Origin of the sequence: Rhizobium sp. AC44/96 (genome assembly GCF_001692185.1) — a bacterium.
GTDB lineage: Bacteria > Pseudomonadota > Alphaproteobacteria > Rhizobiales > Rhizobiaceae > Rhizobium.
Genome location: NZ_LXKO01000035.1, coordinates 152,986 through 173,036 on the forward strand (window position 1 = coordinate 152,986; position 20,051 = coordinate 173,036).

At 60.6% G+C, this 20,051-nt stretch carries 19 protein-coding genes and 1 tRNA gene; 10 read left to right on the forward strand and 10 right to left on the reverse strand.

Annotated elements, in window-relative coordinates; translation table 11 throughout:
- Positions 1-17 precede the first annotated feature (17 nt).
- From A6U87_RS22450 to A6U87_RS22475, 5 genes are all read right to left on the reverse strand, one after another.
- Entirely contained in the window at positions 18-692 is a 675-nt protein-coding gene (locus tag A6U87_RS22450; protein WP_065693531.1) for a GntR family transcriptional regulator, read from the reverse strand.
- A gap of 99 nt (positions 693-791) precedes the next feature.
- Positions 792-1,460: a GntR family transcriptional regulator gene (locus tag A6U87_RS22455; RefSeq protein ID WP_065693532.1), complete on the reverse strand. Its 669-nt coding sequence runs from the start codon at positions 1,458-1,460 to the stop codon at positions 792-794.
- Positions 1,461-1,756: 296 nt separating this feature from the next.
- The gene (locus A6U87_RS22460; RefSeq protein ID WP_065693533.1) at positions 1,757-2,104 is read right to left on the reverse strand and encodes a CAP-Gly domain protein; all 348 of its coding nucleotides are present in this window, start codon (positions 2,102-2,104) and stop codon (positions 1,757-1,759) included.
- A gap of 147 nt (positions 2,105-2,251) precedes the next feature.
- A complete protein-coding gene (locus A6U87_RS22465) occupies positions 2,252-3,022 on the reverse strand; it encodes a phosphodiester glycosidase family protein (RefSeq protein ID WP_065693534.1) in 771 nt (256 codons plus the stop codon).
- 853 nt (positions 3,023-3,875) lie between these two features.
- Positions 3,876-3,951 (reverse strand) — tRNA-Ile (locus A6U87_RS22475).
- A gap of 152 nt (positions 3,952-4,103) precedes the next feature.
- Here A6U87_RS22475 and A6U87_RS22480 point away from each other — a divergent pair.
- Together A6U87_RS22480 and A6U87_RS22485 are read left to right on the forward strand one after the other, a co-directional pair.
- The gene (locus A6U87_RS22480) at positions 4,104-4,844 is read left to right on the forward strand and encodes an SIMPL domain-containing protein (protein WP_065693536.1); all 741 of its coding nucleotides are present in this window, start codon (positions 4,104-4,106) and stop codon (positions 4,842-4,844) included.
- Between the two features lie 250 nt (positions 4,845-5,094).
- Positions 5,095-5,478 carry a hypothetical protein gene (locus tag A6U87_RS22485; protein ID WP_065693537.1) on the forward strand — a complete coding sequence of 128 codons (384 nt, stop codon included), beginning with the start codon at positions 5,095-5,097 and terminating at the stop codon, positions 5,476-5,478.
- A 65-nt stretch (positions 5,479-5,543) separates the two neighbouring features.
- Here the strand turns inward: A6U87_RS22485 and A6U87_RS22490 are convergent, their stop codons facing one another.
- Positions 5,544-6,257: a GntR family transcriptional regulator gene (locus A6U87_RS22490; protein WP_065693538.1), complete on the reverse strand. Its 714-nt coding sequence runs from the start codon at positions 6,255-6,257 to the stop codon at positions 5,544-5,546.
- A gap of 267 nt (positions 6,258-6,524) precedes the next feature.
- Here A6U87_RS22490 and A6U87_RS22495 point away from each other — a divergent pair, with 267 nt between their 5' ends.
- The 6 genes from A6U87_RS22495 (at position 6,525) to A6U87_RS22520 (ending at position 12,239) form a co-directional block, all read left to right on the forward strand.
- Positions 6,525-7,607, forward strand: coding sequence for an ABC transporter ATP-binding protein (locus A6U87_RS22495; protein WP_065693539.1), 1,083 nt, complete (start codon positions 6,525-6,527; stop codon positions 7,605-7,607).
- Positions 7,608-7,638: 31 nt separating this feature from the next.
- Positions 7,639-8,937 carry a PotD/PotF family extracellular solute-binding protein gene (locus A6U87_RS22500; RefSeq protein ID WP_065693540.1) on the forward strand — a complete coding sequence of 433 codons (1,299 nt, stop codon included), beginning with the start codon at positions 7,639-7,641 and terminating at the stop codon, positions 8,935-8,937.
- 210 nt (positions 8,938-9,147) lie between these two features.
- On the forward strand, positions 9,148-10,062 hold the full coding sequence (locus A6U87_RS22505) for an ABC transporter permease (RefSeq protein ID WP_065693541.1): 915 nt from the start codon (positions 9,148-9,150) through the stop codon (positions 10,060-10,062).
- Between the two features lies 1 nt (position 10,063).
- Positions 10,064-10,885 (forward strand): ABC transporter permease, encoded by an 822-nt coding sequence (locus A6U87_RS22510; RefSeq protein WP_065693542.1) that lies wholly within the window; start codon positions 10,064-10,066, stop codon positions 10,883-10,885.
- A gap of 4 nt (positions 10,886-10,889) precedes the next feature.
- Positions 10,890-11,630, forward strand: a complete 741-nt coding sequence (locus A6U87_RS22515) for an aspartate/glutamate racemase family protein (RefSeq protein WP_065693543.1) — start codon at positions 10,890-10,892, stop codon at positions 11,628-11,630.
- Positions 11,631-11,750: 120 nt separating this feature from the next.
- Positions 11,751-12,239 (forward strand): heme-degrading domain-containing protein, encoded by a 489-nt coding sequence (locus A6U87_RS22520; RefSeq protein ID WP_198928753.1) that lies wholly within the window; start codon positions 11,751-11,753, stop codon positions 12,237-12,239.
- Positions 12,240-12,374: 135 nt separating this feature from the next.
- Here the strand turns inward: A6U87_RS22520 and A6U87_RS22525 are convergent, their stop codons facing one another.
- Positions 12,375-12,644 (reverse strand): antibiotic biosynthesis monooxygenase, encoded by a 270-nt coding sequence (locus A6U87_RS22525; RefSeq protein ID WP_065693545.1) that lies wholly within the window; start codon positions 12,642-12,644, stop codon positions 12,375-12,377.
- A 209-nt stretch (positions 12,645-12,853) separates the two neighbouring features.
- Here A6U87_RS22525 and A6U87_RS22530 point away from each other — a divergent pair, with 209 nt between their 5' ends.
- Positions 12,854-13,435 carry a hypothetical protein gene (locus A6U87_RS22530; RefSeq protein ID WP_065693546.1) on the forward strand — a complete coding sequence of 194 codons (582 nt, stop codon included), beginning with the start codon at positions 12,854-12,856 and terminating at the stop codon, positions 13,433-13,435.
- A 44-nt stretch (positions 13,436-13,479) separates the two neighbouring features.
- Here the strand turns inward: A6U87_RS22530 and A6U87_RS22535 are convergent, their stop codons facing one another.
- Positions 13,480-14,739, reverse strand: a complete 1,260-nt coding sequence (locus A6U87_RS22535) for an AGE family epimerase/isomerase (RefSeq protein ID WP_065693547.1) — start codon at positions 14,737-14,739, stop codon at positions 13,480-13,482.
- Between the two features lie 172 nt (positions 14,740-14,911).
- Between A6U87_RS22535 and metH the strand changes: the two genes are divergently transcribed.
- Entirely contained in the window at positions 14,912-18,685 is a 3,774-nt protein-coding gene (gene metH / locus A6U87_RS22540) for a methionine synthase (protein ID WP_065693548.1), read from the forward strand.
- A 94-nt stretch (positions 18,686-18,779) separates the two neighbouring features.
- Here metH and A6U87_RS22545 read toward each other — a convergent pair whose 3' ends face one another.
- Both A6U87_RS22545 and A6U87_RS22550 read right to left on the reverse strand, forming a co-directional pair.
- The gene (locus A6U87_RS22545) at positions 18,780-19,649 is read right to left on the reverse strand and encodes a hypothetical protein (protein WP_065693549.1); all 870 of its coding nucleotides are present in this window, start codon (positions 19,647-19,649) and stop codon (positions 18,780-18,782) included.
- Positions 19,650-19,723: 74 nt separating this feature from the next.
- The gene (locus tag A6U87_RS22550; RefSeq protein ID WP_047505879.1) at positions 19,724-20,029 is read right to left on the reverse strand and encodes an NIPSNAP family protein; all 306 of its coding nucleotides are present in this window, start codon (positions 20,027-20,029) and stop codon (positions 19,724-19,726) included.
- Positions 20,030-20,051: the final 22 nt, after the last annotated feature.

Sequence of the window (20,051 nt, forward strand, 5' to 3'; positions counted from 1 at the left end):
CGAGCGCCGGGTGGGTATCAGGGGATGCGGCCGCTTTTCAGCACGTGTTCCACGCCGCTTTGCACGTGTCGCCGCACGACCTCTCTTGCGCCTTCAACATCCCGTTTGATGGCGAGTTCGAACAGGAGCTTGTGATCGTCGACGACAGCCTTGCCTCGGAAGCTCTGGGCGAGCATGTGATAGCGGAGAAAGCGGTCGAAGACGGACGATAGCGTCGTCATCAGCGTTGCCGAGTTGCAGGCGGAGACGATGGCCTGGTGGAACTCCCAGTCGTATCGGACCCAATCGATGGTCCGGGAGGCATCGCCAGCCAGCAGGTTCTTTTCCGCTGCCGCGAGCTTGTGATGGGCGGCCACGATCTGGCCTTCCCACTCGAGATTGCCGGCAGCAAAGGCAAGGCCGATCGCATGCGTTTCCAGCACGATCCTGAGGTCGGCAAGCTCGATCAGTTCTTTCCGTGAGGCCGGGCTGACCTCGAAGCCGCGCTGGCCTTCCGCAATCACCAGATTTTCGTTCGTCAGGCGACAGAGGATTTCGCGCAGGGACGAGACGCTGATGGAATAGCGCTCCTTCGCCTGCTCAAGCTTTATCTTGGCGCCCGGCGGCAACGCGCCCGAGATGATGTCCTGCCGGATCTGCCGGAAAACGACGTCACCGACCGTCTCGGTCGATTCCACTACACGCTTGAGCATGGCCCCTCCTGGTTCGCTCCACAATACAACGGAGGAGCCGAAAATGTACAACAGGATGCACTTGATATGATGATTTCGTCACCGGCGTCAGGTCATGCGCTACGAAAGCGAGCCCTTTGCCAAGGCGTGTTCGACGCCGCCTTGAATATGCAAGGCGAGAACCCGCTTGGCCGTATCGCCATCGCGCTTCAAGGCCGCGTCCAGCAGTTGCTGATGCTCGTTGGCGGCGACATCGCCGCGATAGGAGAGGGCTACCATCTGGTATCGCAGATACTTGTCGAAGACGGCGGAGTGGGTCTCCATCAAGAGTTTCGATCCGCACGCCGAAATCAATGCCTGGTGAAACTCCCAGTCATAGCGCTTCCAGTCCTCGGCCTTGGTGGCGTCGCCCGACGCCATCACCTTCTCCATGCGGGCCAGCTTGTAGTGCGCCGACACGAGGCGCGCTTCCCATTCGACCTCGCCATAGGCGAATGATTGCTCGAGCGCATGGGTTTCCAGAAGCAGACGAAGTGCCGCGATCTCCTTGAGATCGGCGACCGACATCGGAGAAACCTCGAAACCGCGCTGACCTTCGGCAACGACGAGGCCTTCCGAAGACAGACGGTTGAGGATTTCGCGCAGGGTGCTGATGCTCGTCTCGTAGGATTCTTTCAGGCTTTCCAGCTTCAGCTTCTGCCCGGGAGCCAGCCTGCCGAATATGATATCGGCCCGAATCCGTCGGTAGCCGCTCTCGGCAATGGTCTCGTTCGTGATTTCCTGCAGCACCGGCGCGTCTCTCTGAGATTTTTGCGATCGTCCTATATAGCGCCAAAATGCTACGTCATTCAATTGCGGCGATCATGAAGGAGCAAGCCGATTTTCTCACACAAATGGTGCGAGCGTCGGTCGTTCGTTGAGATAGGCGAGGGGGATCGAGATGATCAAAGGACGGTCACGTGATCTCGTGGCAGCAACTTGACGTCAATCCGTCGCCCGACCCCATGCTAAAGTTCATGGCAGTCGCGTCCTAGCGTGGTGTCTACAGCAACGCGGCCATCAATCAAGGTCTGTGTCGACCGCGCTCAGACCTTTTCCGTCTTCTTGACCTTCACCTTGGGTTCGACAGGAGCATCAGGCGTGGGGTTCAGCAGCTTGCGCAGAGACGAGATCTTGTCTTTGACGAGCGGCCGGAAACGTGTGGCGCGAAACGGCATGTCGGCGGCGCCATATCCTTCCGGCCCGTCATCGTTGCCGCGATGCAGCTCTTCCAGCTTCACACCGAAGAAGGTGCCGTCGATGTAATGTGTGTACTCGCCGACCCAGCGCAGCGTATAGATCTCGCCCTTGCGAATGCCCTGGTCGATGCTGACGTGCTTGAACGTATCGTCGATACAAACGACCTTCTGGCCAACGTGAAAATCGTAGCTCATCGTCTCTCTTCCCTTTCGGCGACGCTATCAGGCACGTCTTTGCAGCAATCGCGTCGGCGCGGCAATCATCTGATCTCGAATTGAGACGAGAGCAGGGCGCCCGCGGCATCAAGCAGACGAGCGCATCTCGCAATCCCACGGATAGGCTCATCGCTCCACGAGGCCCAAGATAGGGCCGAAACCGCCATGCAGGGACATGTCGTTGCGCTCCAATGCAGGAGCGTAAATGCCCACGCCGCCGCCGCCGTCGAGAAACAGGGCATTGGTACATTTCAGCTGGTCGCGAAACAGTCGCGCGAAATCATGAAAATTCACAGCGTCTTCGCTGATTGCGAAGCGAACCGTGCCCCCGCACTCACCTACGCCGCTGCGGCGGGTTCTGTCTGATGAGCCTGGGATAAAGATCGGGTTTAACCTGTTCTCGATGACAAGAAGCGGGCCGGACTGGGTGGCGAAACGCACATCGAGCCCACGCTTCAGATAATCATCGGTAGGGAGTATCCCAGCACCTTGCTCCTGAACAAAGAACACGCCGTTGGGCTTCTTGTAGAAGTTCGGCACGACGGAGCCCATCATTTGTGCCGTATTGGCGGGTCGCAGCTCATGGCCATTTTCGATGTAGAGACCCAGCGGCGAGAAGTCGGAAAGGTACATGCCGGCATTGACCGCAAAGGTCAGTGTCCGCCCTTCTGCGCGAACGGCATCGGCAACATTTGAAAAATAGCGGTAGGGCTCATCCTCGCCATTCTTCCAAAACAATCGCAGCTCGGCCTTTCCCGGTTCCCACGTACAGACGATGAAGCGGGTCTCCTCAAAGGTCTGCGGTTCGCATGGTTGGGCAAGAGCTGAAGACAGGGACACCACCGGCGCCGCAAGCAGCATGGCCGCGATGAAAAAGCCTAGCGCGGCAAGGCTCATCGGAGATCCCCTCGTTCTCGGTGCACACGCGTCTTCGTTTCCGTCGTCAGCGCGTGGCATCGGCCGCAAATGATCCGATTCTGGCGAGGTCACCGCAAAACAGACAATGTTCGTTTTGCAGTGACCTCTTGATGACTAGGCAAAGTAATCATCCGCAAACATCGTAACCGCTGCAGGAGATTCGGAAATTTCCCAATTGCAGCAATCCACACATTCTTTGGAGGTAATGCAGCATGAGCATACACTCCAAAGTGTCAGAGGCGCCATCACAAAGAGCTTCGGTCGCTTGAGCGAGGATCTCTGCGCTTTCGACGAAAGGGTGCCTTTTCCGCCTGATACGAACGATGCTGCCGGCCGCGCGATACGCAGCGGTGGGATACCGGCCATACCTGAGGTTTTTCCTTGCAACGAAGTGATGCTATCGGACAAAAAGCGATCAGTCGGCGTGCATACCCTTGCATCTCGCGGCTCGTGCGGCATTTTCGCTTATAGCGAGCGCGGTTAGGAGTGTTCCATGGGCGCTATTCGAACATTTGTTGCAGTCGGATTGATGGCAGGTTTAGCTGTGCTTAACATAGCTTGCACGACACACCCCAATCCCAGTCCGCCGGATTATCAGTACAACCCGCGGACGTCGGTGAATCCGGCTTGCGACGCTGGATTCAGGCCAACTAACAACTGGACCTGCAGCTACTGAGCCTCGATAGTCGTTGAAAATCAAATCCGCGGCATCATGCCGGTCCCGCGTTAGGGCAATGAGTTGTTCGTCGCCGCGAATTTCTTCGTTACAAAGGGGCACGAGCGGTCTCAGTCTTAGGCGATGGGAGGAAAAACAATAATTCACAGTAGGAAATGGTGGGCCCGGAGGGACTCGAACCCCCAACCAAGCGGTTATGAGCCGCCGGCTCTAACCATTGAGCTACAGGCCCGCGACGAGGGTGTCGTCGTGCGCTCGGCGCAATGGTTCGCCGGTGCGGTTTCGCTCTAACGCAATTCTTCAATCGTCACAAGGGACTGCCGCAATAGCTTCACAATCAAACGGCAAGACGGAAGGCGTAAATCACAATCGGGGAGTGAAAACATGCCATTGCTGCAAAACAAAACGATTGCCTTCGGTCTTCTGCTCGGCTTGCCGATTGCGGCTGCCGCCAGCGTGCCTGCGCTGGCCGCCGATTCGCCGCCATCCGTTATTTCTGTTGCCGGTGAAGGCAGCTCGTCTATCGCACCTGATATGGCGGTGCTCAACCTGTCCGTCGTCAAGGTGGAAAAGACCGCTCGCGAGGCGCTTGACGGAAACAACAAGGCGATGAGCGACGTTCTCGATGCCTTGAAAAAGGCCGGCGTGGCCGAACGCGACCTGCAGACATCCGGTTTCTCGGTTCAGCCGCAGTTTCGTTTTCCGCAGGGCAGTGACGGGCAGCCGCAGCCGCCCGAACTGCTGGGTTACCAGGTTTCCAATTCGCTGACCGTGCGGGTTCGCGATCTCTCGAAGCTCGGGGCCATCATCGACCAGTCTGTAACGCTCGGCGTCAACCAGGGCGGGGATATCCAGTTTACCAATGACAAGCCTGAGAGCGCCATGGAAGCGGCGCGAAAAGATGCCGTCGCCGATGCGATGAGAAAGGCGAGAACGCTCGCCGAGGCTGCCGGCGTCAAGCTCGGCAACGTCATCGAGATCAGGGAAGACGGGCCGCGGCCGCAGCCTGTTCCTGTGTTTCGCGCGGCGATGATGAAGGCGGGTGCCGATTCGGCCGTGCCGGTTCAAGGCGGCGAGACGAGCTACAACATCACCGTCAACATGTCGTTCTCGATCGCCCGGTAAGGGCAGTTGCGGCGTTTCGCACCTTAAGTTGATCTGAAATATGCCATTGGTATTGTCCATAATATCAATGGCATAACTGTCTTTATCGGCGCCGCTGCGAGGCTGGGGCGGATAAAAGGCTTTATCACGCAGATATTACACTATAACATTGATCGTGTTATTCGGTTCGGAAGGAGGCCAGAGTTCTGCCTCCAAGGTGATCCCGACCGATGAGGAGGAATTGGCACTATCCCTACAAGAGGAGACAGACATGACGAATGCCTTGCCGCCACTTCACAACGGACACGCCCCGTTCACCCTTCAGGAACTCTTTCGCGATGCGCTTTATGCGTTCGAAGAATGGGATACGGAACTCACTGAACCGATCGTGACATTTGACGGGCGGGTCGTTCCCATCAGTCGCGTCTTCGAAGCGATGCGCGAATGCGACGACATCGTGCCCATGAACATCGTCGGCGCCGTCACCGAGCGGCTGACGAAACCATGGGAAGGCGAGGGACCGCTCGACCAGATGAGCTTCTCCACGGCCGCTCGCGTCATGGCCGTTCTCGTGCGTAAACGCCTTCATGCCACCGGAACGCCCGATATCGTCGCGGTTGCCGGCGCGCCCGCCGAGCGTCGCTCGCGCGGTTGATTCTAAGCATCGCGGCGACCTGTTCGGTGCCGCGATCGCCTCAAGCGGAAAACGCGGTCGGGGCCCTAGACGTCGAAAGCTTCCTTCAGTCCCTGGCTCTTTCGCTCGCGCAGGTCGAGATCGGCCTCGATGTGAGCGATGTGATGTACCATGAGATGGCAGGCCTGGTCCAAGTCGTTACGCTCGATGGCGGCGACAATGTCGCCATGCTCGGAATGGCCGCAGCTTGAAATCGTTGACTGTCCGTAGAGCGCGATCACCAGGGAAGACCTGGCGACCAGTTCATCCATGAACCTCTGCATGATCGCATTGCCGGAAATGGCTGCGATCGTCAGGTGAAAATCGCCCGATGCCTTGATTTCGGCGCGCCGCGCGGTCTGGCCGCGCTCGCCCATCAGCCGCGTCTCTTCGAGCAGGAGCTGCTTCAGATGCTGGATTTCTGAGGGGGTTATCTTGGCAGCCGCCTCGCGCAGGATGCCGGGCTCGATCAGTCGCCGGGCCGCAAAGATCTGGCGGGCTTCCTCCGGCGAGGGGTAGGCAACGAAGGCGCCGCGGTTCTTTTCGACGCTGACCAAGCCTTCATAGGATAGCGCCTGCAATGCGGCGCGCGCCAATGTCCGGCTGACATTGAAGAGGTTGCCGACATCGCTTTCCGACAGCTTCGTTCCTGGCGTCAGGCGGCGTTCCACGATTGCGTCGCGAATGGCATCGCGGATCTGCTGGGCGCCGGATTCGGCTGAATCATCGGTCGCTTGGATGGCATTGGTAGCGGTATTCATGAAATCTGGTACCCTTTGACCGGCAAATGATATCCGCCTTTGGTTGAAAAGTTAACCGGATTTTGTGATCAAAGTTGCGGCTAAATTGTATACGATCCTTTGCTTTAATTGCGGACAAAAGCCTATTTCGTGTGCACGTCGCTGGGCGGCTCAAGTTTTGCGCAGTTGTTGATCCGGCAGAAATTCGAGCTTTTGTAACGGGTTGTTGCGCCGCAATAGAAACTGGCACGGCAGATGCATCGTCTTTCTCGAACAGGGGAAGACATGATGTCGAAAGCGGCAGAGATCGATATTGCATCCGTTTCGAAGGTGTACGGGGCCACCACGGCCGTGCACGCGATCAGCCTGAAGATACCGGCTGGCTCCTATTGCTGCTTTCTGGGGCCGTCGGGCTGCGGCAAGACCTCGACGCTTCGGATGATCGCCGGGCACGAGAGCATCTCCTCGGGCGATATCCGGCTCGGCAATACCGTTGTCACCGATTTTCCGCCGGCCAAGCGCGGCACGGCGATGATGTTCCAGTCCTATGCGCTGTTTCCGCATCTCGACCTGATCGACAACGTCGCCTTCAGCCTGAAGATGAAGGGCGTGGAGAAGGAGGAGCGGCGCGCCAAGGCGCTAGATATGCTGAAGCTCATGCAGATGGAGGCCTATGCCAACAGGCGTCCGGCGCAGCTTTCCGGCGGCCAGCAGCAGCGCGTCGCTCTCGCCCGCGCGCTGATCACCGATCCCGAGGCGCTGTTGCTCGACGAGCCGCTGTCGGCGCTCGATCCGTTCCTGAAGATCCGCATGCGGGCGGAGCTCAAGAAGCTTCAGAAGACGCTCGGCATCACCTTCGTTCACGTCACGCACAGCCAGGAAGAGGCGATGGCGCTTGCCGATATCATCGTCATCATGAACGACGGCAAGATCGAGCAGGCGGCGACACCGCGCAAGGTGTTCGAGGAGCCGGCGACCGCCTTCGTGGCGCGCTTCATGGGCGACCACAATGTCCTGTCAGGCCGTGTCGCATCGGTCGGCGATGGCGTTCTGACGCTCGAGGCACCGGGCGGCCAGGCGTTTTCGGTGCGCGGCGAGGGCAGGCTTGCCGGCGAGCCCGTTGATATCGGCATCCGCACCGATCGGGTGCGCCTCGATACCGCTTCCGACAAGACGCTCGGTTTCAACGGCGTCGTCTCCAACATCGAATATCGCGGCGCCTCGGTGAAACTCACCGTGGCCGGCGCGGGCAGTGACGACTTCACGGTCATCGCGAGTGACGGCGATTACTTCGCCAAACCCGTATCGGTCGGCGATGCGGTGTCTCTGAGTTGGGCCCTGGAGGATGCGGTCCTCCTCGGCCGTGCATGAACCTCACCAGCCAAAAAGAAGGGGAACTGACATGACAACTGAAAAGAAGACGACCAAGACGGCAGCGGGGATTTCCCGCCGCAGCCTGCTGAAGACGGGTGCTGCCGCCCTTGGTGCGGCCGCCGGCTCCGGCCTGATCACCGGCTTCCCGACGATCTGGGCGCAGTCGAACATCACGCTTCGCCAGTTCGGCACCGGCGTTTCCAACATCAACGCGATTGCCGAGCAGTGCAAAAAGGACCTCGGCATCACGCTCGAGATGACGGCGACCGATTCCGACGCCGCCGCGCAACGCGCCGTCACGCAGCCTGACAGCTACGATATCGCCGACATCGAATACTGGATCCTGAAGAAGGTCTATCCGACCGGCGTCATCCAGCCGATGGATGTGAAGAAGCTGAAGTACTACGACAAGGTCGTTCCGCTCTTCAAGAACGGCAAGCTGAAGCCGGATAGCGTGATTGCGCAGGGCACGGCGCCGCACACGGTCGGCTATGTCGAGAGCGCGGACGCCAAGACCTTCGCAAAGGGCGAGACCGAGCTCTTCACCATGATGCCGACGATCTACAATGCCGATACGCTCGGCATCCGCCCCGACCTCGTCGGTCGCGAGATCTCGACCTGGGCCGATATCATGGACCCGAAGTTCAAGGGTAAGACCTCGATCCTCAACATCCCGTCGATCGGCATCATGGATGCCGCGATGATCATGGAAGCGCTCGGCAACATCAAGTACGCCGACAAGGGCAACATGACCAAGGAAGAGATCGACAAGACGATCGAGTTCCTGATCAAGGCCAAGCAGGACGGCCAGTTCCGCGCCTTCTGGAAGTCGTTCGACGAGTCGGTCAACCTGATGGCATCGGGCGAAGTCGTGATCCAGTCCATGTGGTCGCCGGCTGTCGCCGCCGTCCGCTCCAAGGGCATCGCCTGCAAGTATCAGCCGCTCAAGGAAGGCTACCGCTCGTGGGGCGGCGGTCTCGGCCTTGCCTCGCACCTGAAGGGTGCCGAGCTCGACGCGGCCTATGAATACATCAACTGGTACACATCAGGCTGGGTCGGCGGCTACCTCAACCGCCAGGGCTACTACTCGGCCTGCATGGACACCGCCAAGGGCTTCATGACCGAGGACGAATGGGGCTACTGGATCGAAGGCAAGGCCGCCAAGGGCGATATCCTCTCGCCGGAGGGCAAGGTCATGGAGAAGGCCGGTGCGGTTCGCGACGGCGGCTCGTTCGAAGAGCGCATGGGCCATGTCGCGTGCTGGAACTCCGTCATGGACGAGGACCGCTACATGGTTCGCCGCTGGAACGAGTTCATCGCGGCTTAAGGCGGCCATCGCCCGACGTAGCGGGTGCCGCTTTCCCCTCCCCAAACCCTCCCCACAAGGGGGAGGGAGCGTGGGCGTTGCGGCACGGATCCGGTTCCTCACGGGGAACGTGGCGGCAGAAAAACTCCCTCCCCCTTGTGGGGAGGGTTGGGGAGGGGTCTTCCGATCCCTCCCGCTTTCCATATCAAGGCAAATCCGAGAGGATGGCAGATGGCGACGATCGCTTCAGCAGAGACAAACGAGACGACTGAGCGGGTGCGCAGCCCGGGCTTTCGGCTGGCGCCGTGGGCCGCCTCCTATCTCCAGGCGACGCCGCTGATCCTGATCCTTGGCTTCTTCTTCATCCTGCCGATTTTGATGATCGCGGTGGTCAGCTTCTGGGATTACGACTTCGCCGGCCTCTATCCCGATTTCCTGACAATGAACTACACCGAGACGCTCGGCTCGTGGGTGACGTGGAAGACCTACCTCAACACGCTGAAATTCACCGTCATCGTCTGGGCGCTCACCGTCTTCATCGGTTTCTGGGTCGCCTATTTCCTCGCCTTCCACATCCGCCGCACGTCGACGCAGATGATCCTGTTTCTGGTCTGCACCGTGCCGTTCATGACCTCGAACATCATCCGCATGATCTCCTGGATCCCGGTGCTCGGCCGCAATGGACTGGTCAATTCGGCACTGATCGAGATGGGCATCATCCCGCAGCCGATCGAATGGCTGCTCTATTCCGATTTCGCCGTGGTGCTTGCCATGGTGCACCTCTACACGCTGTTCATGGTGACGCCGATCTTCAACACGCTGATGCGCATCGACCGCTCGCTGTTCGAGGCGGCGCGCGATGCTGGCGCCAGCGGCTGGCAGATCCTCTGGAACGTCGTCATCCCGCTCGCCAAGCCCGGAATCGCCATCGGATCGATCTTCGTCGTCACGCTCGTCATGGCCGATTTTTCGACGGTGCAGGTCATGTCCGGCGGGCAGAGCGCCTCGGTCGCGCTGATGATGAAGAACCAGATGTCGCTGCTGCAATATCCGGCCGCCGCCGCCAACGCAGTGGTGCTTCTGATCGTCGTCCTGATGATGGTCGCGGCCATCCTGCGCGTCGTCGATATCCGCAAGGAGCTTTGAGATGAACCACGAAAAGCGAACGCTTGAATTCTATGTTCTCGCCGCCTTCTTCATCCTGTTTGTGCTGTTCCTCTACGGCCCGCTGTCGGCGATCCTGATCCTCTCCTTCCAGGGGCCCGATGGCGGCCTTACATTCCCGCTCAACGGCGTTTCCGTCCACTGGTTCTTCAACCTGTTCGAGAAGCAGGCGGTGGGCGATTTCGGGGCCTCGTTCCGCCGTTCCTTCTCGCTCGGCCTGATGGTCATGGTCGTCACCGTCGTCGTGTCGCTGCTGGCGGGCCTTGCGTTCCGCCGCCGCTTCCGTGGCGCCACCTTGCTGTTCTATGCGACGGTCGCCAGCCTCGTCGTGCCGTCCATCATCATCTCCCTCGGCATCGGCGTGGTGTTCCAGCAGGGCGGGCTGAAGCCGGCATGGTATTCGTCGGCCTTCGGCGCGCATCTGACATGGACGCTGCCCTTCGGCGTGCTGATCATGTTCGCCGTGTTCAACCGTTTCTCGCCGGCCTATGAAGAGGCGGCGCGCGATCTCGGGGCGACGTCGTGGCAGACCTTCTTGCATGTCGTGCTGCCGATGATCGCGCCCAGCCTGATCGGCGTCGGCCTGTTCGGCTTCACGCTCTCCTATGACGAGTTCGCCCGCACGCTGATGACGTCAGGCAGCTACAACACGCTGCCGCTCGAGATCTACGGGATGACGACCAACGTGACGACGCCGGTGCTTTATGCGCTTGGTACGGTGACGACGCTGTTCTCCTTCACCATCATTCTCGTCGCGCTCGGCATCATGATGATGCTGCGCGGGCGCCAGGCAAAGACAAACTGATCTCATGCGCATCCTGATCGTCAATCCGAACACGACCGCCAGCATGACCGAGAAGGCGGCTATCGCCGCACGGCTGGTCGCTGCAACCGGCACCGAGATCATCGCTGCCACCTCGAGAATGGGGCCGGTGTCGATCGAGGGGCATTATGACGGGGCGCTCGCCATTCCCGGCCTGCTGACGGAACTGAAGGAGCGGGCAGGGACCTACGACGCCGCGGTTATTGCCTGCTTTGATGACACGGGGCTGGAGGCGGCGCGCAGTTTCGCCGATGTGCCGGTGCTCGGGCTTTGCGAATCCGCCGTCGCCACCGCCGGCTTCTTGGCGCAGCGCTTTACCGTGGTGACGACGCTGGAGCGCTCGCGGGTGCTGATCGACAACCTCGTGCGCCGCTATGGCATGGGCGACCGGGCGAAGGTGAGGGCATCGGACATCCCGGTGCTGGAGCTGGAAGATGAGGCAGCGGGCGCGATCGGCAAACTTCGCGCGGAGATCGAGCGGGCGCTGTCGGAAGATGGCGCGGAGGCGATCGTGCTCGGCTGCGCGGGGATGACCGATCTGGCGCGGGAGCTGCAGGAGATTTATGGCGTCCCCGTGGTCGATGGCGTTGCCGCAGCCGTCAAGCAGGCCGAGACGCTGGTGTCGCTAGGGTTGTCCACCAGCAAGCGCGGCTCCTATGCGTCACCGCTACCCAAGCCCTTTGTCGGGGCCATGAGCCAGTTTGCACCGATACGGGCGGCGAGCTGAAGGTATTTTCCCCCGGCGCCGACGTTCTGACATCATCCGTATCATCACGATTTTGCTTTACTTTTCCATTCTGCTGGCGATTGTTCGGTCAAAAGCATTGCAGGAGAGGAAGCAGACATGGTGACGGGCGAAGACGACCTCAAGCGGATCGCGGAGCAGGAAAAGGCGCTGAGCTTCGACGCTTTCGATCTGGGCACGGCCTGGCAGCTGGGCAAGCTGCTGCAGGAACTCGGCAGCGAACGCAGCCTTGGCATTGCCATCGACATCACACTGCATTCGATGCCCGTCTTTTATGCCGCACTTCCCGGCGTGACGCCCGACAATGTTCAATGGGTCCGGCGCAAGCGTAATCTGGTGCTGCGCTACTTCAGGAGCAGCTATGCGATCGGTGTCGATCTCAAGGAGAAGGGCAAGACGGTCGCGGATAACGGCCTTTCCGATGCCGACTACGCGCCGCACGGCGGCAGCTTCCCGATCAACGTGAAAGGCACCGGCTGCATCGGGGCCGTGACGGTGTCGGGATTGCCGCAGCGCGACGACCACAATCTCGTCGTCGAAGCGCTGGCATTGATGCTGGCGAAGGATCTGGACGCGCTGCGTCTCGCCTGAGATGGCAAATCGCATCGTGCTCCCCGCAGGATGGGGCATTCTGGGGGAGCTTGCCCGAGACAACTATCAGCTTCGCTGCGCACGTCGTCCGCCGCAGCGAAGCTTCCACAGCCTCTTTGCCGCTCTGTCGTATTGTCAGGCTTTGGTGGTGAGCCAGACGGTGGGGGCGCCCAACACACCGCCCGTGCGCATCGCCGCCCTTAGCTCTTCCAGCTTGCCGAATGCCTGTGCCGCTTCCGGCGTGGCGAACTCGTGCGTGACGGTGACGTCGTTGGGATTGTCGACAGCCTGAAAGACCGCCTCGGCTAGAACCCCATTCGCCTTCTGGACGGACCTGAACCCGTCGTAAATCTTGCGCCAGGCTGCGTAGTCCGACACCTGATGCCTCACGAACAATGTCGTCATCTTACCCTCCTACTTTGCATTGACACGTTTCGTTGGGACGATTGGCGGTCACCATATCATCGATGTCGTTTTCGGGCGCAGATAAATGCACGGCTTTCGGCCATCGGGCCAATCGGTCGCAGGTTGTGGATTTGCGCGGCACCGCGCCGGCGGGTGGCCTGTTGAAATTCCCCCGATGCCTGCGATACTCGCTGGCAGGAGCGAGAGCGATGACGCGTCGTTGGCGAATTCTGGCGGTCCTGCTGTCACCGGCACTCATCAGTGCCGGACCGGCCGACGACGGGCGCTGGTATGCCGGAGCCTATTCCTTCTCGGACGAGCTTGGCGGCTTCCGCATCTTGTCCGTGTCAGGCATGGGCACGCGAGACGATCCGTTCGAAATCAGCGAGGAGATGGATCAGGCAACTCCGCCGGTCACGCTTGTCATCAGGGCGGCAAAGCCGTCGCCACTACAGTCAGCGGAACAAAGCTCATTTCATCTGCGCGTTACCGTCGTGAACCAGAGCGGGTTGGCCTGGATCGGTTTCGGGTTCGAACTCCAGGAAATCCGGGGCAAGCCGAGCGACTTTGATGATGGTCTGTCGTTTGGCCAGACAAATCCCAATCCCGATTTCATTTCGTCAGACCGGTTTGCGCGTTTTGTAAACCGCTTCGAGAGTTATGATCGGTTGAGCTTCGAGGATGGTTACGTCGATCCCCTGGGGCGTACGAATTTCGGCTTTTTCGTCACCGACGTAACGCCGGTGCCGGAGTTCTATCTTGTGCAGGACCCGCGCATACCGTCGTCGTAAGGCATAAGAAAAGCGGCGCCATTGATGACGCCGCTCCCGTAGTCTCAGATCTTGCCGCCGGCTTCGGCGATGACCTTGGTCAGGCTGCCGTTTGCCGGGAAGAGGGGGATCAGGCAGGCCTGCAGGGCGTGATAGATGTCGCCCTTGCCGGGGAACAGGCTGTGCGAGGGAACGAGATCCTCCGTCAGTTCCTCATGCCAACCGCCGTTCTTGTGATCGATGAAGGAGCGCTCGATGACGTTCCAGATCCGGCGGTAGTGCTCCTCGTGGTAGTCGCTCGGCAGGTGCTCGTTGAGGAAGTGCGCCGCGCCGGCGCCTTCGCAGGCCGGCCACCACAGCTTGTTGCGCTTGGCGGGCTTGTCGTCCCAGTCGAGCGTATAGAAGAAGCCGCCCTTGTCGTCGTCCCAACCAAGCGCGATCGACTGCGAGAACAGGCTCTTGGCCGCATCCGGCATCCATTCCTGCTTCTTGCCGCCGAGCACCCAGAGCTGCAGAAGGAGACGCGCCCATTCCAGCCAGTGGCCGGGCGTCGTGCCTGCGGGACGGAACATTTCGTTGGGGTGGTAGTAGTCCTTGTCGAGGCTCCAATCGGTGGTGAAATGTTCGCCGACGCGCCAGCCGACGGAACCGGCCGCGCGGCGGATGATGAGGTCGGCGATGCTCTCGGCCTTGGCGAGATAATCGCGGTCACCCGTTGCCTCGAAGGCGGCCATCAGCGCTTCGGTGAGGTGCATGTTGGAATTCTGGCCGCGGTAGTTGCCGCCGTCGAGGGCTTGCCAGTCGGCGGTAAATTCCTCGGCGATGGCGCCGTGCTTGGTTTCCCAAAACTTCGTGTTCAGGACTTCGGTGATGTCGGCAAGCATGCCGTCGGCCAGCGGATGGCCGACCGTCTTGGCGGACGAGGCGGCGAGCAGGACGAAGGCGTGGCCGTATCCCTGCTTGTTTGAATCGACAGGGCCGTTGTCATCGAGCGACCAGAAGTAGCCGCCATTCTTGGTGTCACGGTGATGGTTCCAGATGTACTGCATGCCGTGATCGACAACGTCGGCGGCGCCGGGGCGGCCGAGGAGGGTGCCGATCGAGAAGCAGTGAACGGCGCGCGACGCGATATGGATCGGACGCACCTGGCCGGCGGCATTGAGCGGTTTGCCGGTGTCATCGAGATCGACGAAGCCCCCCTTGGGGTTGATGGAGTCGTGCTGGAAGAAATCGAAGAGCCCGTTTGCCTGTGCAAGAAGCCAGTTGCGGTGATAGCTGCGGGTGGTCCAGTTTCCGAGCGCGGCGTCGCCGTTTGCAGGTGCCATGATACTCCTCCGATTTCGTGCACAAAGCCTTCGCAACCGCCTATATAGGGGCCGCTCGAGTCTGTCATCTGCCCAGCGCCGCAAAGGCGCCACATGAGATGGATATATTGACATAAAGATATCTTTATGTGATTGAACCATTTGGTCTGCAACGACGTCAAGGAGTCCGCCCGTGTTTGATACTCTGTTTGGTTCCGAAGGGGCAAAGCGCGACGGTAGTGAAGTGTTTGCTGCGCTCAAGAAAGCCGCCAGCGAACGCATCCTCGTCCTTGATGGCGCCATGGGCACGCAGATCCAGGGTCTGGGCTTCGATGAAGACCATTTCCGCGGCGATCGCTTCATCGGCTGTGCCTGCCATCAGAAGGGCAACAACGACCTTCTGATCCTGTCGCAGCCGGATGCGATCGAAGAGATCCATTACAAATACGCCAAGGCCGGCGCCGATATTCTCGAGACCAACACCTTCTCGTCGACCCGCATCGCGCAGGCCGATTATGCGATGGAAGGCGAGGTTTACGCGCTGAACAAGGAAGGCGCCGAGATCGTGCGCCGCGCTTGCATCCGCGCCGAGCGCGAGGACGGCAAGCGTCGCTTCGTCGCCGGCGCCATCGGCCCGACGAACCGCACGGCCTCGATCTCGCCTGACGTCAACAATCCGGGCTTCCGCGCCGTCACCTTCGATGACCTGCGGGCAGCTTATGCGGAGCAGATCGACGGCCTGATCGATGGCGGCGCCGATATCATCCTGATCGAGACGATCTTCGATACGCTGAACGCGAAGGCCGCGATCTTTGCCTGCGAAGAACGTTTCGAGGCGAAGGGCATTCGTCTGCCGGTCATGATTTCGGGCACGATCACCGATCTTTCCGGCCGCACGCTCTCCGGCCAGACGCCGACCGCCTTCTGGAACTCGGTGCGTCACGCCAACCCGTTCACGATCGGCCTGAACTGCGCGCTCGGCGCCAACGCCATGCGTCCGCACCTGCAGGAACTGTCGGGTGTTTCCGACACCTTCATCTGCGCCTATCCGAATGCCGGCCTGCCGAACGAATTCGGCCAGTATGACGAGACGCCGGAACTGATGGCGGCGCAGATCAACGAGTTTGCCCGCGAGGGCCTCGTCAACATCGTTGGCGGCTGCTGCGGTTCGACTCCTGAACACATCAAGGCGATTGCCGAGGTGGTGGCGAAGTACAAGCCGCGCCCGATCCCCGAGCACCGGCCGTTCATGTCGCTGTCGGGTCTCGAGCCCTTCGAACTGACCAAGGACATTCCCTTCGTCAACGTCGGTGAGCGCACCAACGTCACTGGCTCCGCCAAATTCCGCAAGCTGATCACCAATGCCGATTACACAGCGGCGCTCGATGTCGCGCGCGACCAGGTGGAAAACGGCGCACAGATCATCGACATCAACATGGACGAGGGCCTGATCGATTCCGAAAAGGCGATGGTCGAGTTCCTGAACCTGATCGCCGCCGAGCCGGATATCGCCCGCGTGCCTGTGATGATCGACAGTTCGAAGTTCTCGATCATCGAGTCCGGCCTGAAGCGGGTGCAGGGCAAGCCGATCGTCAACTCGATCTCGCTGAAGGAAGGCGAAGAGAACTTCCTGGCGCAGGCGAAGCTGCTGCATGCCTATGGCGCGGCTGTCGTCGTCATGGCGTTCGATGAGACCGGGCAGGCCGACAGTTACGAGCGCAAGGTCGAGATCTGCACGCGAGCCTACAAGCTGCTGACAGAAAAGGCGGGCTTCCCGCCCGAGGACATCATCTTCGATCCGAACGTCTTCGCGGTTGCGACCGGCATCGAGGAGCACAACAATTACGGCGTCGACTTCATCGAGGCAACGCGGACGATCCGCAAGACGATGCCGCTGGTGCATATCTCCGGTGGGGTCTCGAACCTGTCGTTCTCGTTCCGCGGCAATGAGCCGGTGCGCGAGGCGATGCATGCCGTGTTCCTTTACCACGCCATCCAGGCGGGCATGGACATGGGTATCGTCAATGCCGGCCAGCTTGCCGTCTATGACCAGATCGACGCGGAACTGCGCGAGGCCTGCGAGGACGTGGTGCTGAACCGCCGCGCCGATGCGACCGAGCGGCTGCTCGAAGTGGCCGAGAAGTTCCGGGGTGGAGCGGCGCGCGAGGGCCGGGTGCAGGATCTTTCCTGGCGCGAATGGTCCGTCGAGAAGCGTCTCGAGCATGCGCTGGTCAACGGTATTACCGAGTATATCGACGCCGACACCGAGGAAGCCCGCCAGCAGGCCGAGCGTCCGTTGCACGTCATCGAAGGCCCGCTGATGGCCGGCATGAACGTGGTTGGCGACCTGTTCGGCTCGGGCAAGATGTTCCTGCCGCAGGTCGTCAAGTCGGCGCGCGTGATGAAGCAGGCGGTTGCCGTGCTTCTTCCCTACATGGAGGAAGAGAAGCGCCAGAACGGCGGCGACGAGCGCAAGTCGGCTGGCAAGATCCTGATGGCGACCGTCAAGGGCGACGTCCACGATATCGGCAAGAACATCGTCGGCGTCGTGCTCGCCTGCAACAACTACGAGATCATCGACCTCGGCGTCATGGTGCCGGCGACGAAGATTCTCGAGACCGCCGTTGCCGAGAAGGTCGATATCATCGGTCTTTCCGGCCTGATCACGCCGTCGCTCGATGAGATGGTGCACGTTGCTGCTGAGATGGAACGCCAGGGACTGGACCTGCCGTTGCTGATCGGTGGAGCGACGACGAGCCGTGTCCACACTGCGGTCAAGATCCATCCGGGCTACGAAAAGGGCCAGGCGGTTTATGTGACGGATGCGAGCCGCGCGGTCGGCGTCGTCTCTTCGCTGCTGTCGCCGGAAGCGCGTGACGGCTATGTGGCCGATATCCGTGCCGAATACGCCAAGGTCGCTGCAGCGCATGCCCGCAGCGAGGCCGAGAAGGTGCGTCTGCCGCTCGCCCGCGCCCGTGACAACGCGCAGCAGGTCGATTGGGCGGCCTACAAGCCGACCAAGCCGAGCTTCCTCGGTACCAAGGTTTTCGACGGCTACGATCTGGCTGATATCGCCAAGTACATCGACTGGACGCCGTTCTTCCAGACCTGGGAGTTGCGCGGCCGGTTCCCGGCCATTCTCGAGGATGAGAAGCAGGGCGAGGCGGCTCGTGCGCTGTGGGCTGACGCGCAGGCGATGCTCAAGAAGATCATCGACGAGAAGTGGTTCCATCCGCGCGCCGTCATCGGCTTCTGGCCGGCGAACGCGGTTGGCGACGATATCCGTCTGTTCAAGGACGACAGCCGCAAGGAAGAGCTTGCCACCTTCTTCACGCTGCGCCAGCAGTTGTCGAAGCGTGACGGCCGGCCGAATGTTGCGCTGTCGGATTTCGTTGCACCCGTCGATAGCGGTGTTCAGGACTATGTCGGCGGCTTCGTCGTCACGGCGGGGATCGAGGAAGTCGCGATCGCGGAGCGCTTCGAGCGCGCCAACGACGATTATTCGTCGATCCTCGTGAAGGCGCTGGCCGATCGGTTCGCCGAAGCCTTTGCCGAGCGCATGCACGAGCAGGTTCGTCGCGAATACTGGGGTTACGCCGTAGATGAGCATCTCAGCAACGAGCAGCTCGTCAGCGAGGAATACGCCGGTATCCGCCCAGCGCCCGGTTATCCGGCTCAGCCCGACCATACCGAGAAGAAGACGTTGTTCAGCCTTCTCGATGCGGAGAAGGCTGCCGGCGTGACGCTCACCGAGAGCTACGCTATGTGGCCGGGCTCTTCCGTTTCCGGCATCTATATCGGTCACCCCGATTCCTACTACTTCGGCGTTGCCAAGGTAGAGCGGGATCAGGTTGAGGATTACGCGAACCGCAAGGGCATGGATGTTGCGGAAGTCGAGCGCTGGCTTGGGCCGGTTCTCAACTACGTGCCGCGCAAGCGCGACGAGGACATCGAGGACGCGGCCTGACCGGCTGCGTCTTCATGATCTGATTCAAGGGCTAGACAGATTGATTCAGCTTGTCGCCGCAAGGCCCTGATCCTGAATCGAAATCAGCTCTTGCTCAGGCGGTAAGTTCGACGAGAATTGCCGTCGTGTCGTCGCTCTGCTTGAAGCGGGGATAGCGGAGACCTTCCGGATCCATTTCCCGTTCGAAGCGACGGAGCTCCTCGATCATCGGCGCGAGACCCTTTTCCAGCGCTGTTCGAATGAGGCTTGCCGTATCATAGGCGGCGTAAAGAACCACGAGATCCGCGAAGCCGTCGCTACAGATGATGGCGTGCGCCGTGCCGTTGATCTTCAATTTTTCCGACACGAGATGATCCGCTGATTCCGGCACGAGGCCCAAGGTCCAGATGCCGCCTGCGGTGTTCTGGCTCTCACGGTGCCGGCGCAGAGCGGCCAGCGTTTCCGCATTGCCTAGCGCGCCGCCATCCTTGGTGATGCCGCCGGTGCGGGCGATATGGCTTTGCGCTTGTGCCTGCTCCCTGACATAGGCGTCGGGAATGGCCATGTGAAAGCTCACCGATCCATCTTCCTGCAAGAGGAAGACGCAGGAATCGCCGAGGCCATAGAAGGTCAAACCGTTGTCGGTGGCATGGATCATCGAAAAGGCGGAGAGCGGCCAGGCGTAGCGCGGTACATCGGGGTTGCTGCCGAGGAATGTGGCTCTGGCCTCCCGTGACACGGCCCGGGCGACATCGGAGACCGGCGTCTGGCGCGTGATCTCTTGCGTGAAGCCATCCGCGAAGCGTGCCGCGATCCAGGCGGCGTCGCTGCCTGATGCGTCCATGTATTGGCGGTCACCGAGGCCGGTCGCGCCATCGATCACGAAGGCGCAGGCCTCGTTGTATCCGAAGCGGTCGTCGTTCGGCTTGGCCGGATTTCCCGGTACGGAGCGCGCGTCGAGGATCTTGATCGCAGGTGCCGGCATCGTTCTTCAATTCCTCGTCATGGGGCAAAGGAAGGCCGAACAGCTCGGCCTTCGCGGATTTGGTGACGTCTCGGTCAGCCGAGAACGGGGCGCATGAAACTGCGCTCGTAGCTGATGATGCTGCGGTTGCGCTTGTCCAGATCGAATGCCGCCTGGCACTCGGGATCGACGGCCATTCGCGTGCGGTAGTCTTCATAGGCGGCAAGGCTGGGGAAGGAGAACAATGCAACCGCGATGTTGTTGGCGCCTTCGGAGGGCAGGAAATAGCCGTGATGGTTGCCGCCCATGCGGTTGACGATCGGAATCCAGAGCCTGGCATATTCTTCAAATTCGGCGACCTTGTAGGGGTCGATGACGTAGCGCAGATGGCAAGTAATCATTGAAATATCTCTGATCGATGGG